This is a genomic window from Spongiactinospora sp. 9N601 (assembly GCF_044326295.1).
GTDB classification, from domain to species: domain Bacteria; phylum Actinomycetota; class Actinomycetes; order Streptosporangiales; family Streptosporangiaceae; genus Spongiactinospora; species Spongiactinospora gelatinilytica.
The window spans coordinates 589,496-608,126 of sequence record NZ_JBIRBB010000002.1; the positions used below are offsets into that span (position 1 = coordinate 589,496).

Genomic DNA, 18,631 nt, shown 5'->3' on the forward strand with positions numbered 1-18,631 from the left:
TGATGCACCAGGTGCAATAGGATGTGGCAATGACGACGGAGAGCACAGGGCTGCGAGAGCGGAAGAAGCAGCGCACGCGGCAGGCGCTGGTGGAGGCGGCGGTCCGCCTGTTCGCCGAGAAGGGGTACGAAGCGGTCACCGTGGCCGAGATCGCCGAGGCCGCCGACGTGTCCACCCGCACCTTCTTCCTCCACTTCCCGGCCAAGGAGGACGTGCTGTTCGCCAACGCCGACGTGCGCATCGACCTCGCGCTGCAAGCGGTCGCCGAGCGCGGTAGCACAGATCGGCTGGCGGATGTCCTGGTCAGGGCGATGGAGCACATGATCGCCGACACCTGGGAGAGCGACCTGAGCAGCGGCCTCGCCGCCCTGCGGGCCCGCCTCGCCGGGTCCGCCCCGGTGTTGCAGGCCCGCCTGCTCCAGCGTTACATGGCCGCGCAGACCGAGCTGGCCCGCGCGCTGCACCAGGCATACCCGGCCGAAGTCGACGAGGTCGCCGCCGCCGCGCTGGTGGGCGCGGCGATCGGCGCGGTGAGCGCGGCGACGATGGCCAGCCTCCAGCGCGGCGACCGGCCCGAGGCCGTACGCGACGCGATGCGCCAGGCGATGGACCTGGTCACGGGCTCCCGGCGCCTGACGAGCCGACCGCCGGGCTGAGGGGCCGTTCGGCCCGCTGGGGAGCATGGGCCTTGGCGAGATGGTCGTGCAGCGCCGCATGACGGAACTGGTACACCGGACCGACCGCGCGCAGCAGTCCGAGCCGATGGGCGTCGTCCAGGAACCCCATGAACCGCCAGGGCAGTTTCCCGACGAGGGCCAGCGGCACGACGGTGAACGTCAGCGCGAGCCAGGCATGATGCCTTCCGGCGACCAGCCCGAACACCCAGCCGAAGCCGAATCCGATCGAAAGCCCGACCATGAACGCCTGCCCGGCCAGTTCAGGAGTGAGGGAGCGGGACATCAGCACGCCGAGTGTCGCGCCGATGGCGAGCGCGAAGAACGTGGCGCTCGCGGTCGCCCGCAACAGGGTGAGGTCACGGTCGGCGCGATAGCTGGACAGCGGCGTGCCGACCTCGTCGGCCAGCGGCCACTCCGCCCATCTGATCAGTCCGATCACCGGCCCGAACGCCCCGCCGAACATGATCCCGCCGATGAGCGTGAACTGTACTCCGGTGGCCACCCCGCCCATCACCCCGAACACCAGCCCGCACAGTGGACCGAACACCGCTCCGAACGCCATCCCGCGCAGCAGGTCCCGGGGCAGCGAACGCGCCTTCGGGTGCCGGCGTCGGCGCAGACCGGCGTAGCCGGGCAGTTCGTCGGCCCACGAGCCCGTCGCCACCGCCCCGGTGGCGAAACCGCTGACGAGGCCGAACAAGATTCCGGCAGGCGGCCCCATGGCCGCCCACGCCCACAGTCCCACCGTGCAACCGGCGGCGGCCCCGGGGAACAGCCCGCGCGCCATGTTGCGCGCCCAGGCGCGCGCACGGCTCACGGATGTCCGGTCAGGAGGGCGGCCCATGGCCGCGATGGCCGCCGCCGCACCGAACGCCATGCCGAACGGCGCGCCGAGCAGTACGCCCGTTGACAGGCCCGCCAGCAACGAGAACAGGACGGTCGGCCCACCCACCATCATGATCTGCGCCAGCGCGGCGACGATTCCGAGGGTGACGCTGAACACCGGTACGCAGCACAGGAACGTCGCCACTCCCACCTTCAGCGGAAAACCGCGCGACGTGCCGGCCAGGCGCCACCAGGCGATGTCACTGTTGCCTGACGGTGGGAAGCGGGCGGCCAGAGAGGTCAGATAGCGGCGGGTGGCGGATGGGTCCAGCCGTCGGGAGGGGCGGAAATGGTCCGCCGGATCGGCGCTGGGCAACCGGGTCTCGATGAGTGAGGGGATGAGCTGGTCCAGGAGATGGGCGCGAAGCTCGGCGTGCGGTCCGTCCAGCAGTTTGATCAGCGGTGCGGGGTCTTTGCCGGTGTCCACGTAGACGGCACGGATGAGCCACAGATCCAGCGCGGTCATGCGCGGGGCGATGTGGTCGCCGAGCGCGTTCAGCACGCGCTGCCACGCCCGCGAGGGCGAGGCGGCCAGGCAGTCGCCCAGGTAGTCCGCACCGGCGGACTGGGACACCGTCAGCGGGGAGATGATCGCCGCCGCGTTCAGCGGACGTCCGGCGGAGGTGATCGCATCGGCCAGCTCCGCGCGACGGCTGGTGAGGATCAGTTGGTCGTGCTCGCCCAGGGAGGCGTTGAGCAGCCTGATCACCTCCGCGCGGGCGGGTGGCTCCATCTCGTCGAGGCCGTCCAGCACGGGGAGGATGTGCCCGCCGCCGGCCAGCCGGGCGGCCACACTGTTGCCATGCTCGGTGGCGGCGAGCGCCGGATAGTCCTGGGCCAGTCGTACGGCGAGCCAGTCGTGCAGGCGGCGATGGACCTTCGTGTCCCACCCGCTGACCGGGATCAGCACGGGCACCGGGACGATCTCACCGGAGGCCGACCGCTTGTGCTCGGCGCGGGCGTCCAGGAGTCCGAGGAGCATCTGCATGGCCAGCGTGGTCTTTCCGGTGCCCGGTTCGCCGGTGATGATCAGCCGCCGCTGACCGAGATCGCGGAAGAAGGCGATGAGTCCCGGTACGTCGTCGCTGCGTCCGGAGAATGCGGAGAGGTTCCGGCCGATCAGATGGGATCGGCTCATTCTCTCTTGATCTCTGGCCATCTCCCATGGGACCGGAATCGGCTTGGGGTCGCTGAGCCTGCGATGCCGCGCCTCGGCCTGCCATTGTTCCTTTACCAAGGTGGCGAGCGCGTCGGCGGCGGCATTCACATCGGCGGGGGCGGCGGCCGGTCGCCTGGCCCAGGCGATTATCGCCACTGTCCACGGAATTATGGCCACGGTGAGGATGACGAGGTCGTTCACCGTGACCCTCGCGCCTGGTTCCACCGCGCGCGCCACTATGATCGCTGTGGCCGCCAGCGAAGCGATGGCCAGCGCGGCGAGTGCGGCGCGTTGTGCTGAGCGTCGGCCCATCCTCCGTATGGTGTCGGAATAGCCGTCGATCAGACAACCGTGCTGCGCATTTCTGGATTGAATGCGGCAAATGTCGTGATTGTGGCTAATGGTGGAGGCACCTCCGGCCCCGCCCGTCAATCCACTCTCAATCGCCCTTTCGTTTCCTGCCTGCCGGGCAAGGGTAGCCGGGGGCGTGGAAATCGGGGCAGTGGACGACGGCGACGGTGCCGTAGCGTTCTGCCGTCAGCCAGAAGCCCCAGCACACGCTGTCGGCCTCGGCCAGGTGGCCGCCGGCGGCGGCGAGCAGGTACGCGCGGTCCGCCAGTGGGCCCATCGCCTCGCGGGAGGCGAACGCGGGGGCGAGTTCGTCGAAGCGCTCCGCGAGCCAGGTGACCGCCTCGTCCACGGTGTCGGCGGTCTTTTGGATCTGGGTGGGGGCTTTGAGCAGGTAGTCACACATTCGGAACGGCGGGCAGGCGGCGCTGCGGAACTCGGGATTGCCGAGATCGAGGGGGGTACTCCGCAATCCATCAATTTTGTCCAGGGCGGCGCGCTGGCCGATCCATTGGTACGCATGGAAGTGATCTACGTTTGGCATCGGTTTCCTTATGCTGATGACGCCCCCGCCGTAAATATCACAAGCGGGGGCGTCGGGAAGGCCGCTCAGCGCACGGCGGTGGTGTCGATACCGGCGGCCCGCAGTTCGGCTTCGGTGAACCGCAGGGGGGAGGCGGCCGGGTTCTTGCTGTCGGCGATGAGGTAGGCGTCGGACGTTTCGGGGATTCGGCCGATCAGCATGCAGGCTTCTCCTTCTCCGTCCTCATTGTTGTTTCCGCCGCACAGTCGGACAAGCGTGGCATTGGCGGCGGGGAGTGCGTATAGGTCGGGAGTCACTGGCCTGCTTTCTGGTATGTAGTGGATATTCAGGTGGTGTGCCCCCGGCCTGGGAAGTGGTCTCAGGCTTCTTTGCTGAGCGCCGGGGGCACGGGTTCGTGACTTCGCTATCGGGCCATGGATCTCCTTTCGTCGGCTGCCGTCTGGCGGGGAGCTAGGGGGCGGACGGCGGTCCTTCCTCGGGGAAGGGGAGGGTGGCGAAGACGGTCTTTCCGCTCGCCTGGGGGCCGTCGGCGAGGACGCTGTATCCGGAGTCGCGGGCGAGGTGCCGGACGATCTCCAGGCCCCGGCCGCGCAGGGCATCGGCGGGCGGCATGCCGCGCGGCTGCGGTATGCGGGGGTGCGGGTCCCACACTTCGATGCGGACACAGTCGCTCAGCTCGGACAGGTAGACGCGCACGATGGCACGGGCGGTGATGACCGCGCCGGGGTCCGTGAAGCCGAGCACGTCCACGGCGTTGGTCAGCAACTCCGAAACGATGAGCTGCGCGTCGGCGAGGAAGTCATCGTCTAAGTGGCCCCAGCCACGCAGAACGGCCGTCGTGTACGTGCGCCCGATATGAATGGAGTTGGGGAGAGCGATAAGGGTAAGGGCGTCGTGTCGGAGTATCGGGGATTCTGTCGCGCTGGGCATGGGCGATCCAGGGGTGGTATGTCGGCTACTGTGCCAATGTCCGGCTTCATGTAATTGCGGTCGGCCGGAAAACACATGCTGCCCGATCAGATTGCCTGTTCTCCCGTACCATGAGGGCGGTTATCTCTTGACAGCGAAGGACGTCGAACGACGGATATGACAAAACGGGCTTGCTATTAGTCATATCCCGGTCCTGAGCTACCTGATCTGTCCTGGGAGGCAGGATGGCAGCCAACTCGCGAAACCTCGACCCCCGTACGTCGGCGCAGGCTGCCTTTGCGGCTGAGCTGCGGAAATACCGCAAGCTGAGAAACCTGACCCAGGAGCAGGTGGCAAGGGCCCTCGCTTGTGATCAGTCCCTCATCAGTGCCTTGGAGAACTGCAAGCGGACACCACAGCGAGACCAGGCCGAGCGGCTCGACCAGTTCTTCGGGCTGACTGAAGAGCGGGTGTTCGTCCAGATCTACGAGCGGATGGTCCGGGAGATGCGCTCACCGCGATGGTCGGTCAGGTGGGCAGACGAGATCGAGCCCCGTGCAAGCGTCCTACGAACCTGGTCCCCCATGGTCGTGTATGGGCTCCTCCAGGTTGACGCTTATGCGAGGGCGCTCCTCACAGCGTCGCCGACTGCTCCGCGAGACCCTGAATGGATTGAGGAGCAGATCCGCATCCGGATGCAGCGCAAGGTGCTTTTGGACAGGGATCCTCCGCCGGCCATCTGGGATCTGATCGATGAGGAAGTGTTGCACCGGCCTATCGGCGGAATTGCCGTGCTTGTCGAGCAGCTTCGCTTTCTATTGGAGATATCCGCCCACTCGGCCGTCACCATTCAAATAGTCCCAGCGGCTACGGATTGCGCCGTTGCCCTGATGGGCAGCTTTGCGCTTGCCGAGGTTCTCGACCATGGCGATGCCGTGCTGGTGGAGTCCACCGCAGGCGGGCACGTGATCACTGACTCCCTGGTTGTCGCCCAGCACCACAAGTACCATGACACAGTACGGGCGCATGCTTACCCCAAAAAGCAGTCACAGCAGATGATCAGGGATGCGATCGAAAAGTGGAGCAAGCAGATCTGAGCAGTGTCGACTTGACCAGCGCCGCTTGGCGTAAGGCGAAGATATCAGGGGGCCACGCTGGCGGTGGCTGCGTCGAGGTCGCCACGAACATCCCTGGCGTGGTGGCTGTCCGTGATAGTAAGAACCCTGGCCGTGCCCCGCTGGTCTTCACTCCGCATGAGTGGACCTGCTTCCTCAATGGAGCCAGGAACGGCGAATTCGAGCTACCCTAGAGCGCTCATACCGAAGGTCGATGTAGTTGATCGCAGGCACTCGATTCATCCGGAAGCCTATTCTGGGGCCTGCCCCTCCCCGGCCATTAGGGATGTGATGGAAGAATGGATTATACAAGCCTGAGCAGTGGAGACCTGAGTCATGCCGTTTGGCATAAGGCGAAGATGTCGACCGACCAGGCGACCAATGGCTGCGTCGAGGTCGCCACGAACATCCCTGGCCTGGTCGCAGTCCGTGACAGCAAGGACCCCGACCGTGCCCCGCTGGTCTTCACTCCGCACGAGTGGGCCTGCTTCCTCGAAGGAGCCAAGAACGGCGAATTCGAGCTGCCCTGATACCCCACGCGAGCCGGGCGGTCGGCGGTGTGCGAGTCCACCAGGTGGATGATCGCGGGGACCGTCGGACCGCCCGGGTGTCACCGTTCGCCAGGTGTCACCGTGTTACGGCCTACCACCCGCCCCAGAGCTGGTAGTCGCCGCCGTTGCAGCCGCCCGAATAGACTCTTCTGCCGTTGCCGTCGAGGCATGCGCCGGTCTGTCGATTGCGAAGACGGAACACCTCTACATTCCTGGAGGCGTCGAAGCTGTAGCGCGTACCGGCCGGGATGATGTCCCATCGCTGGTAGTTACCGCTGTTGCAGGCGTGACCGTAAGCGCCGCCCGAGTTGTTGCCGTCGAGGCAGGTCCATACGGGGTCGTCCTGAACGATCTCGTAGCCATTGCCCTTGTTGATGAACTGGAATCGCCGTGAACTGGATTCGTAGCTGAAGCCGGCTCCCACCTTCCATATCTGAAGGTAGCGCCCGTCACAGCACGGATTGGAAGTCGGGCCGAAGTGCTGGATTCGCACCCAGCCGCCCGGCGCCGCATGCGCTGGGACGGTCGTCAGGGATACCACGGAGACCATGACGATCAGGGAGGCGAATAATCTGCTGAGGATTTTCATTGCCATCTGGATCGGCCTTTCTCGCTGGCGCCTTGCCGCCGCGAGCGTATATGGGCTCCCGCTCGCCGATCCAGATGCGTTCACTGCCTATGGTTGAACGTTGCGCAAAAACGGGATGAATTGCCGCAAGAGCAGGGCGCTTTTATATAGCGCGCTATTTCTCCGGCAGCCGAATAAAAGTTGGGCATTCCGCGTGGTAGCCCGCCCGGCCGGCGGGCGGTTCAGCCGAGGGGCTGGATGATGCCTGCACCGGTGCCGAGGTCGAGGCGTCTCACCCGGACCGTGCGCGCGGCGGTACTTCCGATGAGGTAGCACGAGTCGAAGGCCGCCTGCGTGACGTACATGACGGGCGAGCCCGGCTGGCCGCTCCAGGTCGCTCCGTCCGTCGCCTCCGCGTAGAAGTACGCGTATCGATTGTTCGTGTTGAGGACGTGCGTCTGCCCGTTGGGATAGATGTTCCACCATCCCCGCGTCCCCCACTGCCCGTATTCGGCACAGGTCTCAGGCGAGTAGAACATTATGGCCACCGAAAGCGGGTAGCCGTAAACGTTGCGGAAGTGCAGTTGCATGGCTTACTCGCTTGAGTCGAGGAATTGCTGGGCGAGCGGCCGGGAATCGACCTCCACGCCGGACCGTGCTTTCGCCTCTTCTTCCGTCACCCCAGCCGCTGCGGCGACGTCGGCCCGCGTCGGCTTCTCCGTGCGTGCGACCTCTAGAGTTTCCTCTGCCGCCAGCGCGTTGAACGCGGCCGTCGGATCGGGTTCGCGGTTTCCGTCCGCCATTTCGATCACCTGCTCAGGATCGTATGGGGCCCGACTGAATGCCGAGACATGAATCCAGTGGAAAAATTCCCGCAGCCGCTTCACGGCAAGCTCTGGAATCCCCCAGCCTGGAGTAAACGATCCAATGCGATGGGCCGCGTGATCGGCGACCCGTGAAACCAAAGAGACGTACGAGTGTGGCGATCGGACGATGTGGCCGGCTGTGCCCTGGCCACGGCCTGAGCCCATGAGGAAGGACATCCTGCGGACGACCTCGGCGCGGGTCTGGCACGACGCGTGGTTCCCGGGGCGCCTGATCGGCGGCGGAGCGCTGGTCCGTGCCCCGATCGTCTACTTCGCGGGCCTGCTGCCGAGGTACCTGGCCCCGCACTCGGCCGGGTTCACCGAGGAGCAGCGGGCCTGGTTCGACCGGCAGCCGTTCGCCGCCCCGGCCCAGTTGGCCACGTACGCGACCGACCCTGGGCTGGTCACCACCGCCTACGCCGTCTTCACCGGCGCAGCCGTGCGTCCGAGCGGGCGCCGAGCACGACGACTTCGATGTCAGGGTCTCCGATGTGCTTTCGCTCGGCGGCGAGACGCCCTCGCAGAGCCCCGCGCGTATCTGGGAACGACCGCACACTCGGGATGCGCCCTTGGCGACGGTGATGAACGAGCAGATAACGGTTCACGATCCGGGAGGGCCCTCCTGGAGTCAGATCCACTGCACGCGCGTTATGTACACCTCGCGCTGGGGCTCCAACACCAGATAGGTCATCAGCCCGCGCCCCCCGAACTTCAAGGTCCGCAGGTTGCCTTCGGGGTTGGCCGGGTCGAACGCATCTCCACTCCACGGCGCGAGTTGAAGGAGCTTGAACGCATCCGACAAGTAAAGGAGTGCGTCGTCCGGCAGTGCGATCATCTGCTCCCGAGCGATGGGATCAGGCTGGACGATGGAGTACATCGATGGCCGGTCGGAGGCTCAGAGCTGGACACCGCGTGCGGTAAGGAGTTGTTCCCAGGTCTTGTCTCCCCTGGGCAACGGCTCCCCGCGGGCGGCGGCGGCCGTGGCGTGGGCGGCCCGCTCGTGCATCTCGCTGCGCCCCTGGGGGTCTTTGACCGAGTCGCACGCGATCAGCCACCAGGTGTCGATGAAGTCGGCCAGGCGAGCCGCGTCGAGTTGAACCCGTACTTCGGCCAGCACGACGCGGAGACCCGAGTCGAAAGCCTCCAGATCCTGCGGCACGGTAAGGGCGGCACGGATGGCACGCAGGCTCTTCTCCGGCAGCAGCCCCGTCGGCCGGAAGTCGTACGGCTGCGCGCTCATGCCGCCCCCTCCCCGTACCGGTCCGCCCACCGATGGCGCGGCCCGGCACGGCTCCAGGGTACTTCAGCGAGCCCCTGCTGAGCGGGTGATCTGAATACCGCCTGGGGGCTGTTTTACCGGGGATGGGGGGTGATTGATCTGGCAGAGTGGGGCATATGGCCGATTCGGTGCGCACGCAGGGGCTTTTCAAGCGTTTCGGGGAACAGGTCGCCGTCGGCGGGGTCGATCTGGTCGTGCCCAAGGGCAGTTTTACGGGGCTGGTCGGGCCCAATGGGGCCGGGAAGACGACGACGCTCAGCATGATCACTGGGTTGTTGCGGCCGGACGGCGGGGTCATTCAGATCGACGGTGTGGACGTGTGGCAGGACCCTGTGGTGGTCAAGGCCAACATCGGCGTGCTGCCCGAGGGGTTGCGGCTGTTCGAGCGGTTGTCGGGGCGGGAGTTGCTGTCCTACAACGGGCAGCTTCGCGGCATTCCCAAGGCCGAGGTGGACCGGCGGGCGGAGGAACTGCTCAAGGTCATGGACCTGGTCGAGGCGGCGGACAAGCTGGTCGTGGACTACTCGACCGGGATGCGGAAGAAGATCGGCCTGGCCGCCGCGCTGCTGCACAACCCGGCGGTGCTGTTCCTGGACGAGCCGTTCGAGGGCGTCGATCCGGTGAGCGCGAACACGCTGGTCGAGGTACTGCGCCGGTACACGGCCTCAGGCTCGACCGTCGTGTTCTCCAGTCACGTCATGGACCTGGTGGAACGGCTCTGTGACTGGGTCTCGGTGATGAACCGGGGCCGGATCGTCGCGCAGGGGCCCCTGGCCGAAGTACGCGGGGAGCGGGGGCTGAACCAGGCGTTCCTGGACCTGGTCGGGGTGCGGAACGGCGGCGGAGAGGAGGACGGGCTTTCATGGCTGGGAGCGGCACAGGCGTAGCGCAAGGCGCCACCAGGGGACTGTCGGCCAACGCCACCATAGGGCTGTTCGTACGGCTCAAGCTGCGGCTCATCGCCGGCAACCTGCGCGGCGACCTCGCCAGGCAGCTCGGCTTCGCGTTCACCGTCGCCCTCGCGGTCATCGTCGCCGCCGGCGGGTTCTTCATGATGTCGCTGCTCCGCTTCGGCTCGCCCGACCTGGCGCGCGACGTCGGCATCATCGCGTTCACCATGATCTTCCTGAGCTGGGCCGTGGTACCGCTCCTGCTGTTCGGCGTGGACGACACGCTCGACCCCGCGAAGCTCGCCCTGTTCCCCGTACGCAGCGGCCCGCTGACGGCCGGGCTGTTCGCCGCCTCGGCCACCGGGGCGTGGCCGCTGGCCAGTCTGATCGTCATGGCGGGGGCGGTCGCGGGCGTGGCCAGGACCGCGTTGGGGGCCGTGCTCGGCGTCGCCGCCGTGCTGGTGCTGTTCGCGCTGTGCCTAGTCACCTCGCGGGCGATCACCACGGGGCTGTCCGGCGTGCTGCGCAGCAGGCGGGGCAGGGACCTGCTGGCGGTGTCGGCGATCCTGGTCGTACTGGCCCTCCAGATCCCCAACCTGATGCTCAACCAGGGCCTCTCCGCCGACCCGGAGGCGCTCGTCGGCAGTGTCGCGGCGATGATGCGCTGGACGCCCTCGGGCATGGCCGCGCACGCCATCGCCGACGGCGGCGCGGCGGGGCTGGCCGAGGTGGCCGCGCTCGCCGTACTGGTCGGGCTGGTCGGATGGCTGTGGATGGTCGCCCTGCGCCGGGCCCTGGTCACCACCGACGCCTCCACCCAGGCGGGCGGCAGCAAGGTGCGCAGGTCGCGCGGCGTGGCGGGGCTGCTCCCCGACGGGCCGGTGGCCGCCGTGGTCGCCAAGGACCTCAAGTACGCCCGCAGGGACCCCAGGGGCCGGATCTCCTGGCTGGCCGCGATCATGGTCAGCGGCGTCATCTCCTACTCCCTGACCCAGGACAGCGAGCTGCCGAGCACGCTCGCCACCGCCGTCGGCCCGGCCTGCCTGGGCGCGCTGGTGATGGGCATGCAGTCGGCCAACGCCTTCGCCCTGGACGGCCGCGCCCTGTGGATGAACGCCGTCGTCTACGGTTCGGGCCGGGCGCTGCGCGCCGACCTCGCCGGACGCCACCTCGCGGTCGCGCTGCTGGCCGGCCCGCTGATCGCCCTCGTGTCCATCGTGACCGCGATCCTGTCCGGCACGCCGATCTGGGCGCTGCCCGCCATGCTGACCGCCTGGGGGCTGTTCGCCGTCGCGCTCGGGGTGGGCGCGATCATCAGTGTCCTGTGCCCGTACACCGCCCCCGAACGCCTGAACGCCTTCACCGGGGCCGCCCCCGGGCAGGGCGGTGTGGCGTTCGCGGGAGCCCTGCTGGCCATGGTCGTCTCCAGCATGGTGGCGCTGCCGGTGGTGGTCCCCGTGGTGCTGGGCCTGCCGTGGGCGAGCCTGGCCGCGCTGCCGTACGGCCTGCTCATCGCCTGGGCCGGCCGCCGGGTGGCCGGGCACATCGGGTACGCGCGTTTCCCGGAGATTCTCTCAGCCGTCTCCCGCCCGACGTGATCCAGTGGTCTAGTCCAATTGGTGAGACCGGTCTCCGGCCGCGCGCGGCGACTCGCTACCCTTCGAGGCATGGTCGCCATCGCATCAGCCGAACGCCACAGCGCCGTCGTGGAGATGCCGGACGAACTCCGGGCCGACGTGCGCATGCTCGGCGAACTGCTCGGGCAGGTGATCGCCGAGCACGGCGGTCCCGGCCTGCTCGCCGACGTGGAGCGCCTGCGCAAGGGCGTGATCGCCGCCCGCAGGCGGCAGAAGCCGATCGACGAGATCGCCACGATGGTCGCGCGCTGGCCCGTCGATCGGGCCGTGCAGATCGCACGTGCGTTCACCTGCTACTTCCACCTCGCCAACCTCGCCGAAGAGCACTACCGCATCCGCACCCTGCGCACCCGCGACACCGGCGACGCGCCGCTCCCGGAGTCGCTGGCCGCCGCTGTACACGAGGTCGGTCCCGAGCGGGCGGCCGAGCTGGTGTCCGGGCTGGAGCTGCACCCGGTGCTGACCGCGCACCCCACGGAGGCGCGGCGGCGGGCGGTGGCCACCACCATCCAGCGGATCAGCGCGCAGCTCGCCGAGTACAACGCGCCGGCCAGGGGCGCGGGGGAGCGGGCCGAGGCCCGCAGGCGGCTGCTCGAAGAGATCGACGTGCTGTGGCGTACCGCCCAGCTCCGGCACACCCGGCTCGACCCGCTCGATGAGGTCCGTACCGCGATGGCGGCCTTCGACGAGACGCTGTTCCGCGTCGTGCCGCAGGTCTACCGCTCACTGGACGCCGCGCTCGGCGCGGGCACGGGCACCCGCCCGCCGCTGGCCCGGCCGTTCATCCGCTACGGGAGCTGGATCGGCGGCGACCGCGACGGTAACCCCAACGTCACCTCGTCGGTGACCCGCCAGGCCGTGCTGATCCAGGCCGAGCACGTGCTGATCGCGCTGGAGAACACCGCCGGCCGCATCGGCCGCGGCCTGACCGTCTCGGCCGAGCTGGCCCCGCCGTCCGCGCGGCTGCGGGCCGCCATCTCCGACGCCGAGGACGCCCACCCCGACATCGTCTCGGAGATGGCCACCCGCTCCCCGCGCGAGCCGCACCGCCAGTGGCTGCTGTTCGTGGCCGCCCGGATCGCCGCGACCCGCAGGCGCGACCTCGACCTCGCCTACCGTTCGCCCGCCGACCTGCTGGCCGACCTGCGCGTGTGCCAGGAGTCGCTGGCCGAGGGCGGCGCGGCCCGGCAGGCGTACGGCGAGCTGCAACACCTGATCTGGCAGGTGGAGACGTTCGGGTTCCATCTGGCCGAACTGGAGATCCGCCAGCACTCCCAGGTCCACGCCGCCGCGCTCGCCGAGATCGCCGCGGGCGAGGTCACCGAGCGCACCGAAGACGTGCTGGCCACCATCCGGGTCGTGGCGTGGATCCAGGAGCGGTTCGGGGTCACGGCCTGCTCCCGCTACGTGGTGTCGTTCACCCGGAGCGCGGACGACATCGCCGCCGTCTACGAGTTGGCCGGGCACGCGCTCGGCGAGCGCGCGCCGGTGCTCGACGTGGTGCCGCTGCTCGAGTCGGGCGCGGACCTCGCCAACGCGCCCGCCGTGCTGTCGGGGATGCTGGAGCTGCCCGCCGTCCGCGAGCGGCTGGCCGCCACCGGGCGGCGGCTTGAGGTCATGCTCGGCTACTCCGACTCGGCCAAGGAACTCGGCCCGGCCGCCGCCACGCTGCGGCTGTACCAGGCGCAGGAGGCGCTGGCCGCCTGGGCCCGCGACAACGACGTTCGACTGACCCTCTTCCACGGTCGCGGCGGCGCCCTCGGCCGTGGCGGCGGCCCGGCCAACCGCGCGGTGCTCGCCCAGGCCCCGGGGTCGGTGAGCGGCCGGTTCAAGGTCACCGAGCAGGGCGAGGTCATCTTCGCCCGGTACGGCCACGCCGCCATCGCCCGCAGGCACACCGAGCAGGTCACCCACGCCGTGCTGCTGGCCTCCACCGACGCGGTGGGGCAGCGTACCGCGGCGGCGGCCGACCGGTTCCGCGGGCTGGCCGAGCGGGTCGCGTCCGCCTCCGAGCGTTCCTACCGGGCGCTGACCGAATCACCGGGCTTTCCGGAGTGGTTCGCGCTGGTCAGCCCGCTGGAGGAGATCGGCGCGCTGCGGCTGGGCTCGCGCCCGGCCCGGCGCGGGCTGGGCGCGCCGCGCTCGCTCGACGACCTGCGGGCCATCCCGTGGGTGTTCGCCTGGGCGCAGACGCGGGTCAACCTGCCCGGCTGGTACGGCCTGGGCAGCGGCCTTGACGCCGTGATGGCCGAGTCCGGCATCGAGGAGCTGCGCGCCGCCTACCGGGAGTGGCCGCTGTTCGCCTCGCTCCTGGACAACGTGGAGATGTCGCTGGCCAAGACCGACCGGTCGATCGCCGAGCGCTACCTCGCGCTCGGCGGCCGGGCCGACTACACCGACCAGGTGCTCGCCGAGTACGACCTGACCCGCCGCCTGGTGCTGATGGTCACCGGGCACACCCGGCTGCTGGAGAGCAGGCGGGTGCTCTCGCGGGCCGTGCAGCTTCGCGACCCGTACGTCGACGCGCTGTCCCACCTCCAGCTCCGCGCGCTGGCCGCGCTGCGGGCCGGTGGCGACACGCTGCCGGAGCAGGAGCGGGAGAAGCTCTCCACGCTCCTGCTGCTGTCGGTCAACGGCGTGGCCGCGGGCCTCCAGAACACCGGCTGATCACGCCGGCCAGATCACAAGATCCGCTCGGGGCAGGCGTAGACGTTGAACCGCTCCCCGCGCAAGAAGCCCGCCAGCGTGATGCCGAACTCCCTGGCCAGCTCCACGGCCAGGGAGGACGGCGCGGACACCCCGCACACCACCGAGATCCCGGCGGCCACCGCCTTCTGCACGATCTCGTAGCTGGTCCGCCCGCTGACCAGCAGTACGTGGTCGCGCAGCGGGAGCCGGCCGCCGAGCACGGCCCAGCCGACCAGCTTGTCCAGCGCGTTGTGCCGGCCGACGTCCTCGCGGGTGGCGAGCGGCGTGCCGTCCGGCGTGAACAGGCCGCAGGCGTGCAGGCCGCCGGTCTTGCCGAACACGCTCTGCGCCGCCCGCAGCTTGCCGGGCAGCTCGTAAAGGACGGTGGGGGCGATGCGCGGGCCGTCCTGGACCGTCAGGTACGGCATGCTGCGCGAGCGCAGCGCGTCGATGGACGCCGTACCGCACACCCCGCACGCGCTCGATGTCATGAAATGCCGGTCAAGGGACGGCAGTTCCGGCAGCTCGGCTCCCGCCAGCCGTACCGTCACCGTGTTGTACCGCGCCTCATCCGGCACGTCCTCGTCCGTGCAGTAGCCGATGGCCGCGATGTCCCCGGGACCGGCCACCCCCTCCCCGTGCAGGAACCCGGCGGCCAGCTCGAAGTCCGCGCCCGGGGTCCGCATGGTGATCGCCAGCGTCCTGCGGGCGCTGCCCGCCTGGACGCGGATCTCCAGCGGCTCCTCGGTGACCAGGTCGTCCCGCCGGTCACGGACCCGCTCGCCGCTGACCTCGCGCAGCCGGGTGCGGGTGGTCGGCCCCTTGCGGACGCTCACGGCGCCGGCCTGGCCACGGTGACCATGGCGTTGTAGTCGGGAATGCGGGCGTCGGGAGATCGTCGCGCCTCGTCCAGCAGCACATTGCCCTCCGGCCAGTGGATCTGCAGGTTGCCGGGGGTGAGCGGAGCACGCAGCACCACCCCGCGGAAGGTGCGGTCGCCGGGCCCGCGCAGCTCGATCGGGGCCCCGTCGGGCAGCCCGAGCCGGTCGGCGTCGTAGGGGCTCATCAGCACGGCCTCCCTGGTCGCGCCGTTGAAGCCGTCCCGGCGCTCGTGGACCATGCTGTTGAACTGCTTGCCGCGCCGGGTGGCCACCATGAACGAGCCGTCGGCGCGGGTGAGCGCGGGCAGCGGCACCGCGGAGAACCTGGCGCGCTCGTCGGGAGTGGCGAACTTCCCGTCTGGGCACAGATGCCGCCCGCCGTACTGCACGTTGTCCCCGAACCTCGACAGGCCCGCGATGCCCGCGTAGAACGGCACCGCCCGCTCGATGTCGGCGCGGATCTGCGGCGTGCCGGTGTAGGTGACCCGGTCGGCGTACTCCGGCCGGACGCGGGCGGCCAGTTCGGTGAAGATCTTCCACTCGGGCCACGCCTCGCCGACGCGCGGCCCCTCGATCTCGGGGGAGAAGATGATCCGCCGCTCGGTGGAGGTCTCGGTCACCCCGCCGACCATCTCGTAGCGGGTCTGCGCGGGCAGCAGCAGCACATCGCCGTCGTCGGCCGGGACGAGCATCTGCGACGACAGCACGATGTCGATGTGGACGCGCAGCTTCAGCCGGGCCAGCGCCTCCCGGCAGCGCGCGGGGTCGGGCAGCACCTCAAGGAAGTTGCCGCCGGAGGAGACGAGCGCGTCCAGCTCGCCCGCGTGCGCCGCGTCGATCATGTCGGTGGCGGTCAGGCCGGGCGCGTCCGGCACCGGGAAGCCCCACAGCCCGGCGAACTTGGCGGCGTTGTCCGGGGTGACCGGCAGCCCGCCGGGCAGCCCGGTCGCGTACGCGCCCATCTCGGCCCCGCCCTGCACGCCGCTGTGCCCGCGGATCGGCATCAGCCCGCAGTGGTCGCGCCCGACGAACCCCTTGGCCAGCGCGAGGTTCACGATGGCCCGCACGTTGTCCTCGCCGTGCGCGTGCTGGGTGATGCCCATCGACCAGACCAGCACCGCCGAGCGCGCCTGGCCCAGCCGCCTGGCCAGGTCGAACATGCTCTTGCGGGACGCCCCGGACTGCGCCTCAAGCTCCTCCCAGGACATCTCCTCGACCGCTTTGCGGGCCTGCTCGAACCCCGTGGTGTGCTCGTCGATGAACGCCTGGTCCAGCCAGTCGTGCTCCACCATGTGCTTCAGCACGCCGTTCAGGAAGGCGGCGTCACCGCCGATGTGCACGCCGTAGAAGTGGTCGGTGATCTTGGTGCCGAACACGGCGGACTCGGCGTTGGACGGCACCCAGTAACGTTCCATGCCCGGCTCGCGGTAGGCGTTGACCATCGCGATCTCGGTCCCGGCGCGCTTGGCGTGGTACAGGTACTTCATCGCCACCGGCTGGTTGTTGGCCGGGTTCGCGCCGATGAACACGATCAGGTCCGAGCCGATCCAGTCGGTGTAGGAGCAGGTCGTGGCCGCCGCGCCGATGGTCTCCTTGAGCGCGACCGTGGAGGGGGAGTGGCAGATCCTGGCCGCGTTGTCGATGGACGCCGACCCCATCGCGCGCACCGCCTTCTGCGCCGCGAAGTAGTTCTCGTTCGGCACGCCCCGGCTGGTCAGGTACGCCCCGAACCGCGTGTCGCGCAGGCCGTCCGCGGCGAGCGTCAGCGCCTCGTCCCAGCCGATCCGGCGGAAGCCGGGCTCGCCCGTGCGCCGCAGCATCGGGTACGGCAGGCGGCCGAGGTCGCGCAGCTCCGCGCTCCGCCTGCCCGACAGCGCGGAGACGTCGTTCAGCAGCGACACGTCCAGCGCCGGCATGGTGTTCAGCTTGAGCAGCCGCAGCCGGATGTTGCACAGATGGATCTCGTCCATCGTCCAGTCCCGCATCCCGCGCGTGCCGAGCGCGCACCCGTCGCAGGTGCCCTGGGTCAAGATTCGCCATGCGTACCGCCGGTTCCCCTTGACCGACTGGAACGCCTTCACCAGCTCCAGGTAGTTGTTGGGCTTGCGCTCGCCGACGCCGAACGGCTTCACGCTGGCCCAGTTACGCGGATCGAGACGTTTCTTCATAGCCCCATATTGGCCCTGAAGCGGGCATCATTACAGGGTGGCTGAATCGCCGTACACCGATCTGGACCGTCCTCCGCTGTCCCAGGAGGCCCTGAACCGCGCGCTGGTGCGGCCCGGCGGGCTCTGGAGCGGCGTCACCGTCGTGGAGGAGACCGGCTCCACCAACGCCGACCTGGCCGCCGCCGTGCGCGCCGGGGCGCGGGAGGCCGACGAGGGGGCGGTGCTGGTCGCCGAGGCGCAGTCGGCGGGCCGCGGGCGGCTGGGCCGTACCTGGTCCGCGCCGCCGCGCTCGTCCCTGATGTTCTCCGTGGTCCTGCGGCCCACGGTGCCGCCGCCCAGGCTGGGCTGGCTGCCGCTGCTCACCGGCCTCGCCGCGGCCACGGCCGTCGGCCGCCTCGCGGCGGTGGACGTACGCCTGAAGTGGCCCAACGACCTGCTGATCGGCGAGCGCAAGCTGGCCGGGGTGCTGGCCGAGCGGGTCGAGACCTCGATCATCATCGGGGTCGGGCTCAACGTCAGCCTGAGCGCCGCGGAGCTGCCGGTGGCCACCGCCACGTCGCTGGCCGTGGAGCAGGCCGCCTGCCTCGATCGCGACCCGCTGCTGCGCGCCGTGCTGCGCGAGCTGGAGGCCCGCTACCGCGCCTGGGAGGCCGCGGGCGGCGATCCCGGCGGCAGCGGGCTGCGCGCCGACTACCTGGCGGCGTCGGCCACCATCGGCGGCGAGGTCCGCGTCGAGCTGCCCAGCGGCGCGCCGCTGACCGGCACCGCCACCGGGCTGGACGACACCGGCTGCCTGATCGTCTTCTCCGGCGGCCGGGAGCACGCGCTCAGCGCGGGCGACGTCGTCCACGTACGTCCGGGCGAAAGCTGACCCCTCCTGGGGAGGCGCGTGGCGGACACCGCCCGGACGTGCCACGATTTCCGGCATGGGCCTGCCAGATCACCATCTCACCGAGGGCGAGCTGCGGATCAGCTCCTTCCACCCGCACTGGAAGCGGCTGGTCGTTCCGTTCCTCGCCCTCGTCATCATCGCGGTCGCCTCGGGCGTGGGGATGTTCTTCGTCCCCGCCGACTTCGCCTACGCCGCCCACGCCAGGATCGCCATCGCGGTGATCGCGGTCATCCTGCTCACCGTCTGGTCGTTCGTCCCGTACCTCCAGTGGAAGAACACCGCCTACGTGCTGACCACCCACCGCTTCACGATCAGCACCGGGGTGCTCAACAAGTCCACCGACGAGATCCCGATGGCCAAGGTCAACACGGTCAGCTCCGACCAGTCCCTCGTGGAGCGGCTGCTCGGCTGCGGCACGCTCACCGTGGAGTCGGCGGGGGAGCGCGGCCAGATCGCGCTGCGCGACATCCCGAGCATCCAGGAGGTGCGCTCGCAGCTCTTCCGGGCGGTGGAGGACGCCTCGGACGGCGAGGTGGACGCCAAGTGAGACCGGGCCCTTGACCACAGCGCGGTA

General features: G+C 69.4%; 21 protein-coding genes. 9 read left to right on the plus strand and 12 right to left on the minus strand.

Annotation, left to right across the window (positions count from 1 at the left end; genetic code table 11):
• Nucleotides 1-29: 29 nt before the first annotated feature.
• On the plus strand, nt 30-656 hold the full coding sequence (locus ACH34R_RS06330) for a TetR/AcrR family transcriptional regulator (RefSeq protein ID WP_397560325.1): 627 nt from the start codon (nt 30-32) through the stop codon (nt 654-656).
• Here ACH34R_RS06330 and ACH34R_RS06335 read toward each other — a convergent pair.
• The 4 genes from ACH34R_RS06335 to ACH34R_RS06350 form a co-directional block, all read right to left on the minus strand.
• A complete protein-coding gene (locus ACH34R_RS06335; protein WP_397560326.1) occupies nt 616-3,033 on the minus strand; it encodes an NACHT domain-containing protein in 2,418 nt (805 codons plus the stop codon). The genes ACH34R_RS06330 and ACH34R_RS06335 overlap by 41 nt on opposite strands.
• 127 nt (nt 3,034-3,160) lie before the next feature.
• Nucleotides 3,161-3,541, minus strand: a complete 381-nt coding sequence (locus tag ACH34R_RS06340) for a hypothetical protein (protein WP_397560327.1) — start codon at nt 3,539-3,541, stop codon at nt 3,161-3,163.
• 137 nt (nt 3,542-3,678) lie between these two features.
• Nucleotides 3,679-3,813: a hypothetical protein gene (locus ACH34R_RS06345; protein ID WP_397560328.1), complete on the minus strand. Its 135-nt coding sequence runs from the start codon at nt 3,811-3,813 to the stop codon at nt 3,679-3,681.
• A gap of 250 nt (nt 3,814-4,063) precedes the next feature.
• Nucleotides 4,064-4,543, minus strand: a complete 480-nt coding sequence (locus tag ACH34R_RS06350; RefSeq protein ID WP_397560329.1) for an ATP-binding protein — start codon at nt 4,541-4,543, stop codon at nt 4,064-4,066.
• Nucleotides 4,544-4,767: 224 nt separating this feature from the next.
• On the opposite strand from ACH34R_RS06350, the gene ACH34R_RS06355 reads away from it, so the two are divergent.
• From ACH34R_RS06355 to ACH34R_RS06365, 3 genes are all read left to right on the plus strand, one after another.
• Nucleotides 4,768-5,619 carry a Scr1 family TA system antitoxin-like transcriptional regulator gene (locus tag ACH34R_RS06355; RefSeq protein ID WP_397560330.1) on the plus strand — a complete coding sequence of 284 codons (852 nt, stop codon included), beginning with the start codon at nt 4,768-4,770 and terminating at the stop codon, nt 5,617-5,619.
• Complete coding sequence (locus ACH34R_RS06360; RefSeq protein ID WP_397560331.1) at nt 5,601-5,831, plus strand: DUF397 domain-containing protein; 231 nt, start codon at nt 5,601-5,603, stop codon at nt 5,829-5,831. Before ACH34R_RS06355 ends, ACH34R_RS06360 begins: the two co-directional genes overlap by 19 nt.
• Nucleotides 5,832-5,936: 105 nt before the next feature.
• Entirely contained in the window at nt 5,937-6,167 is a 231-nt protein-coding gene (locus ACH34R_RS06365) for a DUF397 domain-containing protein (protein WP_397560332.1), read from the plus strand.
• A gap of 112 nt (nt 6,168-6,279) precedes the next feature.
• Here the strand turns inward: ACH34R_RS06365 and ACH34R_RS06370 are convergent, their stop codons facing one another.
• From ACH34R_RS06370 to ACH34R_RS06395, 6 genes are all read right to left on the minus strand, one after another.
• Nucleotides 6,280-6,783, minus strand: a complete 504-nt coding sequence (locus tag ACH34R_RS06370) for an RICIN domain-containing protein (RefSeq protein WP_397560333.1) — start codon at nt 6,781-6,783, stop codon at nt 6,280-6,282.
• 215 nt (nt 6,784-6,998) lie between these two features.
• Entirely contained in the window at nt 6,999-7,346 is a 348-nt protein-coding gene (locus ACH34R_RS06375) for a DUF1036 domain-containing protein (protein ID WP_397560334.1), read from the minus strand.
• Between the two features lie 3 nt (nt 7,347-7,349).
• Entirely contained in the window at nt 7,350-7,643 is a 294-nt protein-coding gene (locus tag ACH34R_RS06380) for a hypothetical protein (RefSeq protein WP_397560335.1), read from the minus strand.
• 246 nt (nt 7,644-7,889) lie between these two features.
• Entirely contained in the window at nt 7,890-8,033 is a 144-nt protein-coding gene (locus ACH34R_RS06385) for a hypothetical protein (protein ID WP_397560336.1), read from the minus strand.
• 217 nt (nt 8,034-8,250) lie between these two features.
• On the minus strand, nt 8,251-8,499 hold the full coding sequence (locus tag ACH34R_RS06390) for a hypothetical protein (RefSeq protein WP_397560337.1): 249 nt from the start codon (nt 8,497-8,499) through the stop codon (nt 8,251-8,253).
• An 18-nt stretch (nt 8,500-8,517) separates the two neighbouring features.
• Nucleotides 8,518-8,862 carry a DUF6247 family protein gene (locus tag ACH34R_RS06395; RefSeq protein ID WP_397560338.1) on the minus strand — a complete coding sequence of 115 codons (345 nt, stop codon included), beginning with the start codon at nt 8,860-8,862 and terminating at the stop codon, nt 8,518-8,520.
• Nucleotides 8,863-9,017: 155 nt separating this feature from the next.
• Here ACH34R_RS06395 and ACH34R_RS06400 point away from each other — a divergent pair, with 155 nt between their 5' ends.
• The 3 genes from ACH34R_RS06400 (at nt 9,018) to ACH34R_RS06410 (ending at nt 14,095) form a co-directional block, all read left to right on the plus strand.
• Nucleotides 9,018-9,788 (plus strand): ABC transporter ATP-binding protein, encoded by a 771-nt coding sequence (locus ACH34R_RS06400; protein ID WP_397560339.1) that lies wholly within the window; start codon nt 9,018-9,020, stop codon nt 9,786-9,788.
• On the plus strand, nt 9,764-11,389 hold the full coding sequence (locus ACH34R_RS06405) for a hypothetical protein (protein WP_397560340.1): 1,626 nt from the start codon (nt 9,764-9,766) through the stop codon (nt 11,387-11,389). Before ACH34R_RS06400 ends, ACH34R_RS06405 begins: the two co-directional genes overlap by 25 nt.
• 69 nt (nt 11,390-11,458) lie before the next feature.
• Nucleotides 11,459-14,095, plus strand: a complete 2,637-nt coding sequence (locus tag ACH34R_RS06410; protein WP_397560341.1) for a phosphoenolpyruvate carboxylase — start codon at nt 11,459-11,461, stop codon at nt 14,093-14,095.
• A 14-nt stretch (nt 14,096-14,109) separates the two neighbouring features.
• On the opposite strand, the gene fdhD is transcribed toward ACH34R_RS06410, so the two are convergent.
• Together fdhD and ACH34R_RS06420 are read right to left on the minus strand one after the other, a co-directional pair.
• Nucleotides 14,110-14,952: a formate dehydrogenase accessory sulfurtransferase FdhD gene (fdhD, locus tag ACH34R_RS06415; protein WP_397560342.1), complete on the minus strand. Its 843-nt coding sequence runs from the start codon at nt 14,950-14,952 to the stop codon at nt 14,110-14,112.
• The gene (locus ACH34R_RS06420; protein ID WP_397560343.1) at nt 14,949-17,165 is read right to left on the minus strand and encodes an FdhF/YdeP family oxidoreductase; all 2,217 of its coding nucleotides are present in this window, start codon (nt 17,163-17,165) and stop codon (nt 14,949-14,951) included. Before ACH34R_RS06420 ends, fdhD begins: the two co-directional genes overlap by 4 nt.
• 37 nt (nt 17,166-17,202) lie before the next feature.
• Between ACH34R_RS06420 and ACH34R_RS06425 the strand changes: the two genes are divergently transcribed.
• Entirely contained in the window at nt 17,203-18,036 is an 834-nt protein-coding gene (locus ACH34R_RS06425; protein ID WP_397560344.1) for a biotin--[acetyl-CoA-carboxylase] ligase, read from the plus strand.
• Nucleotides 18,037-18,091: 55 nt separating this feature from the next.
• Nucleotides 18,092-18,604 (plus strand): PH domain-containing protein, encoded by a 513-nt coding sequence (locus ACH34R_RS06430; RefSeq protein ID WP_397560345.1) that lies wholly within the window; start codon nt 18,092-18,094, stop codon nt 18,602-18,604.
• Nucleotides 18,605-18,631: the final 27 nt, after the last annotated feature.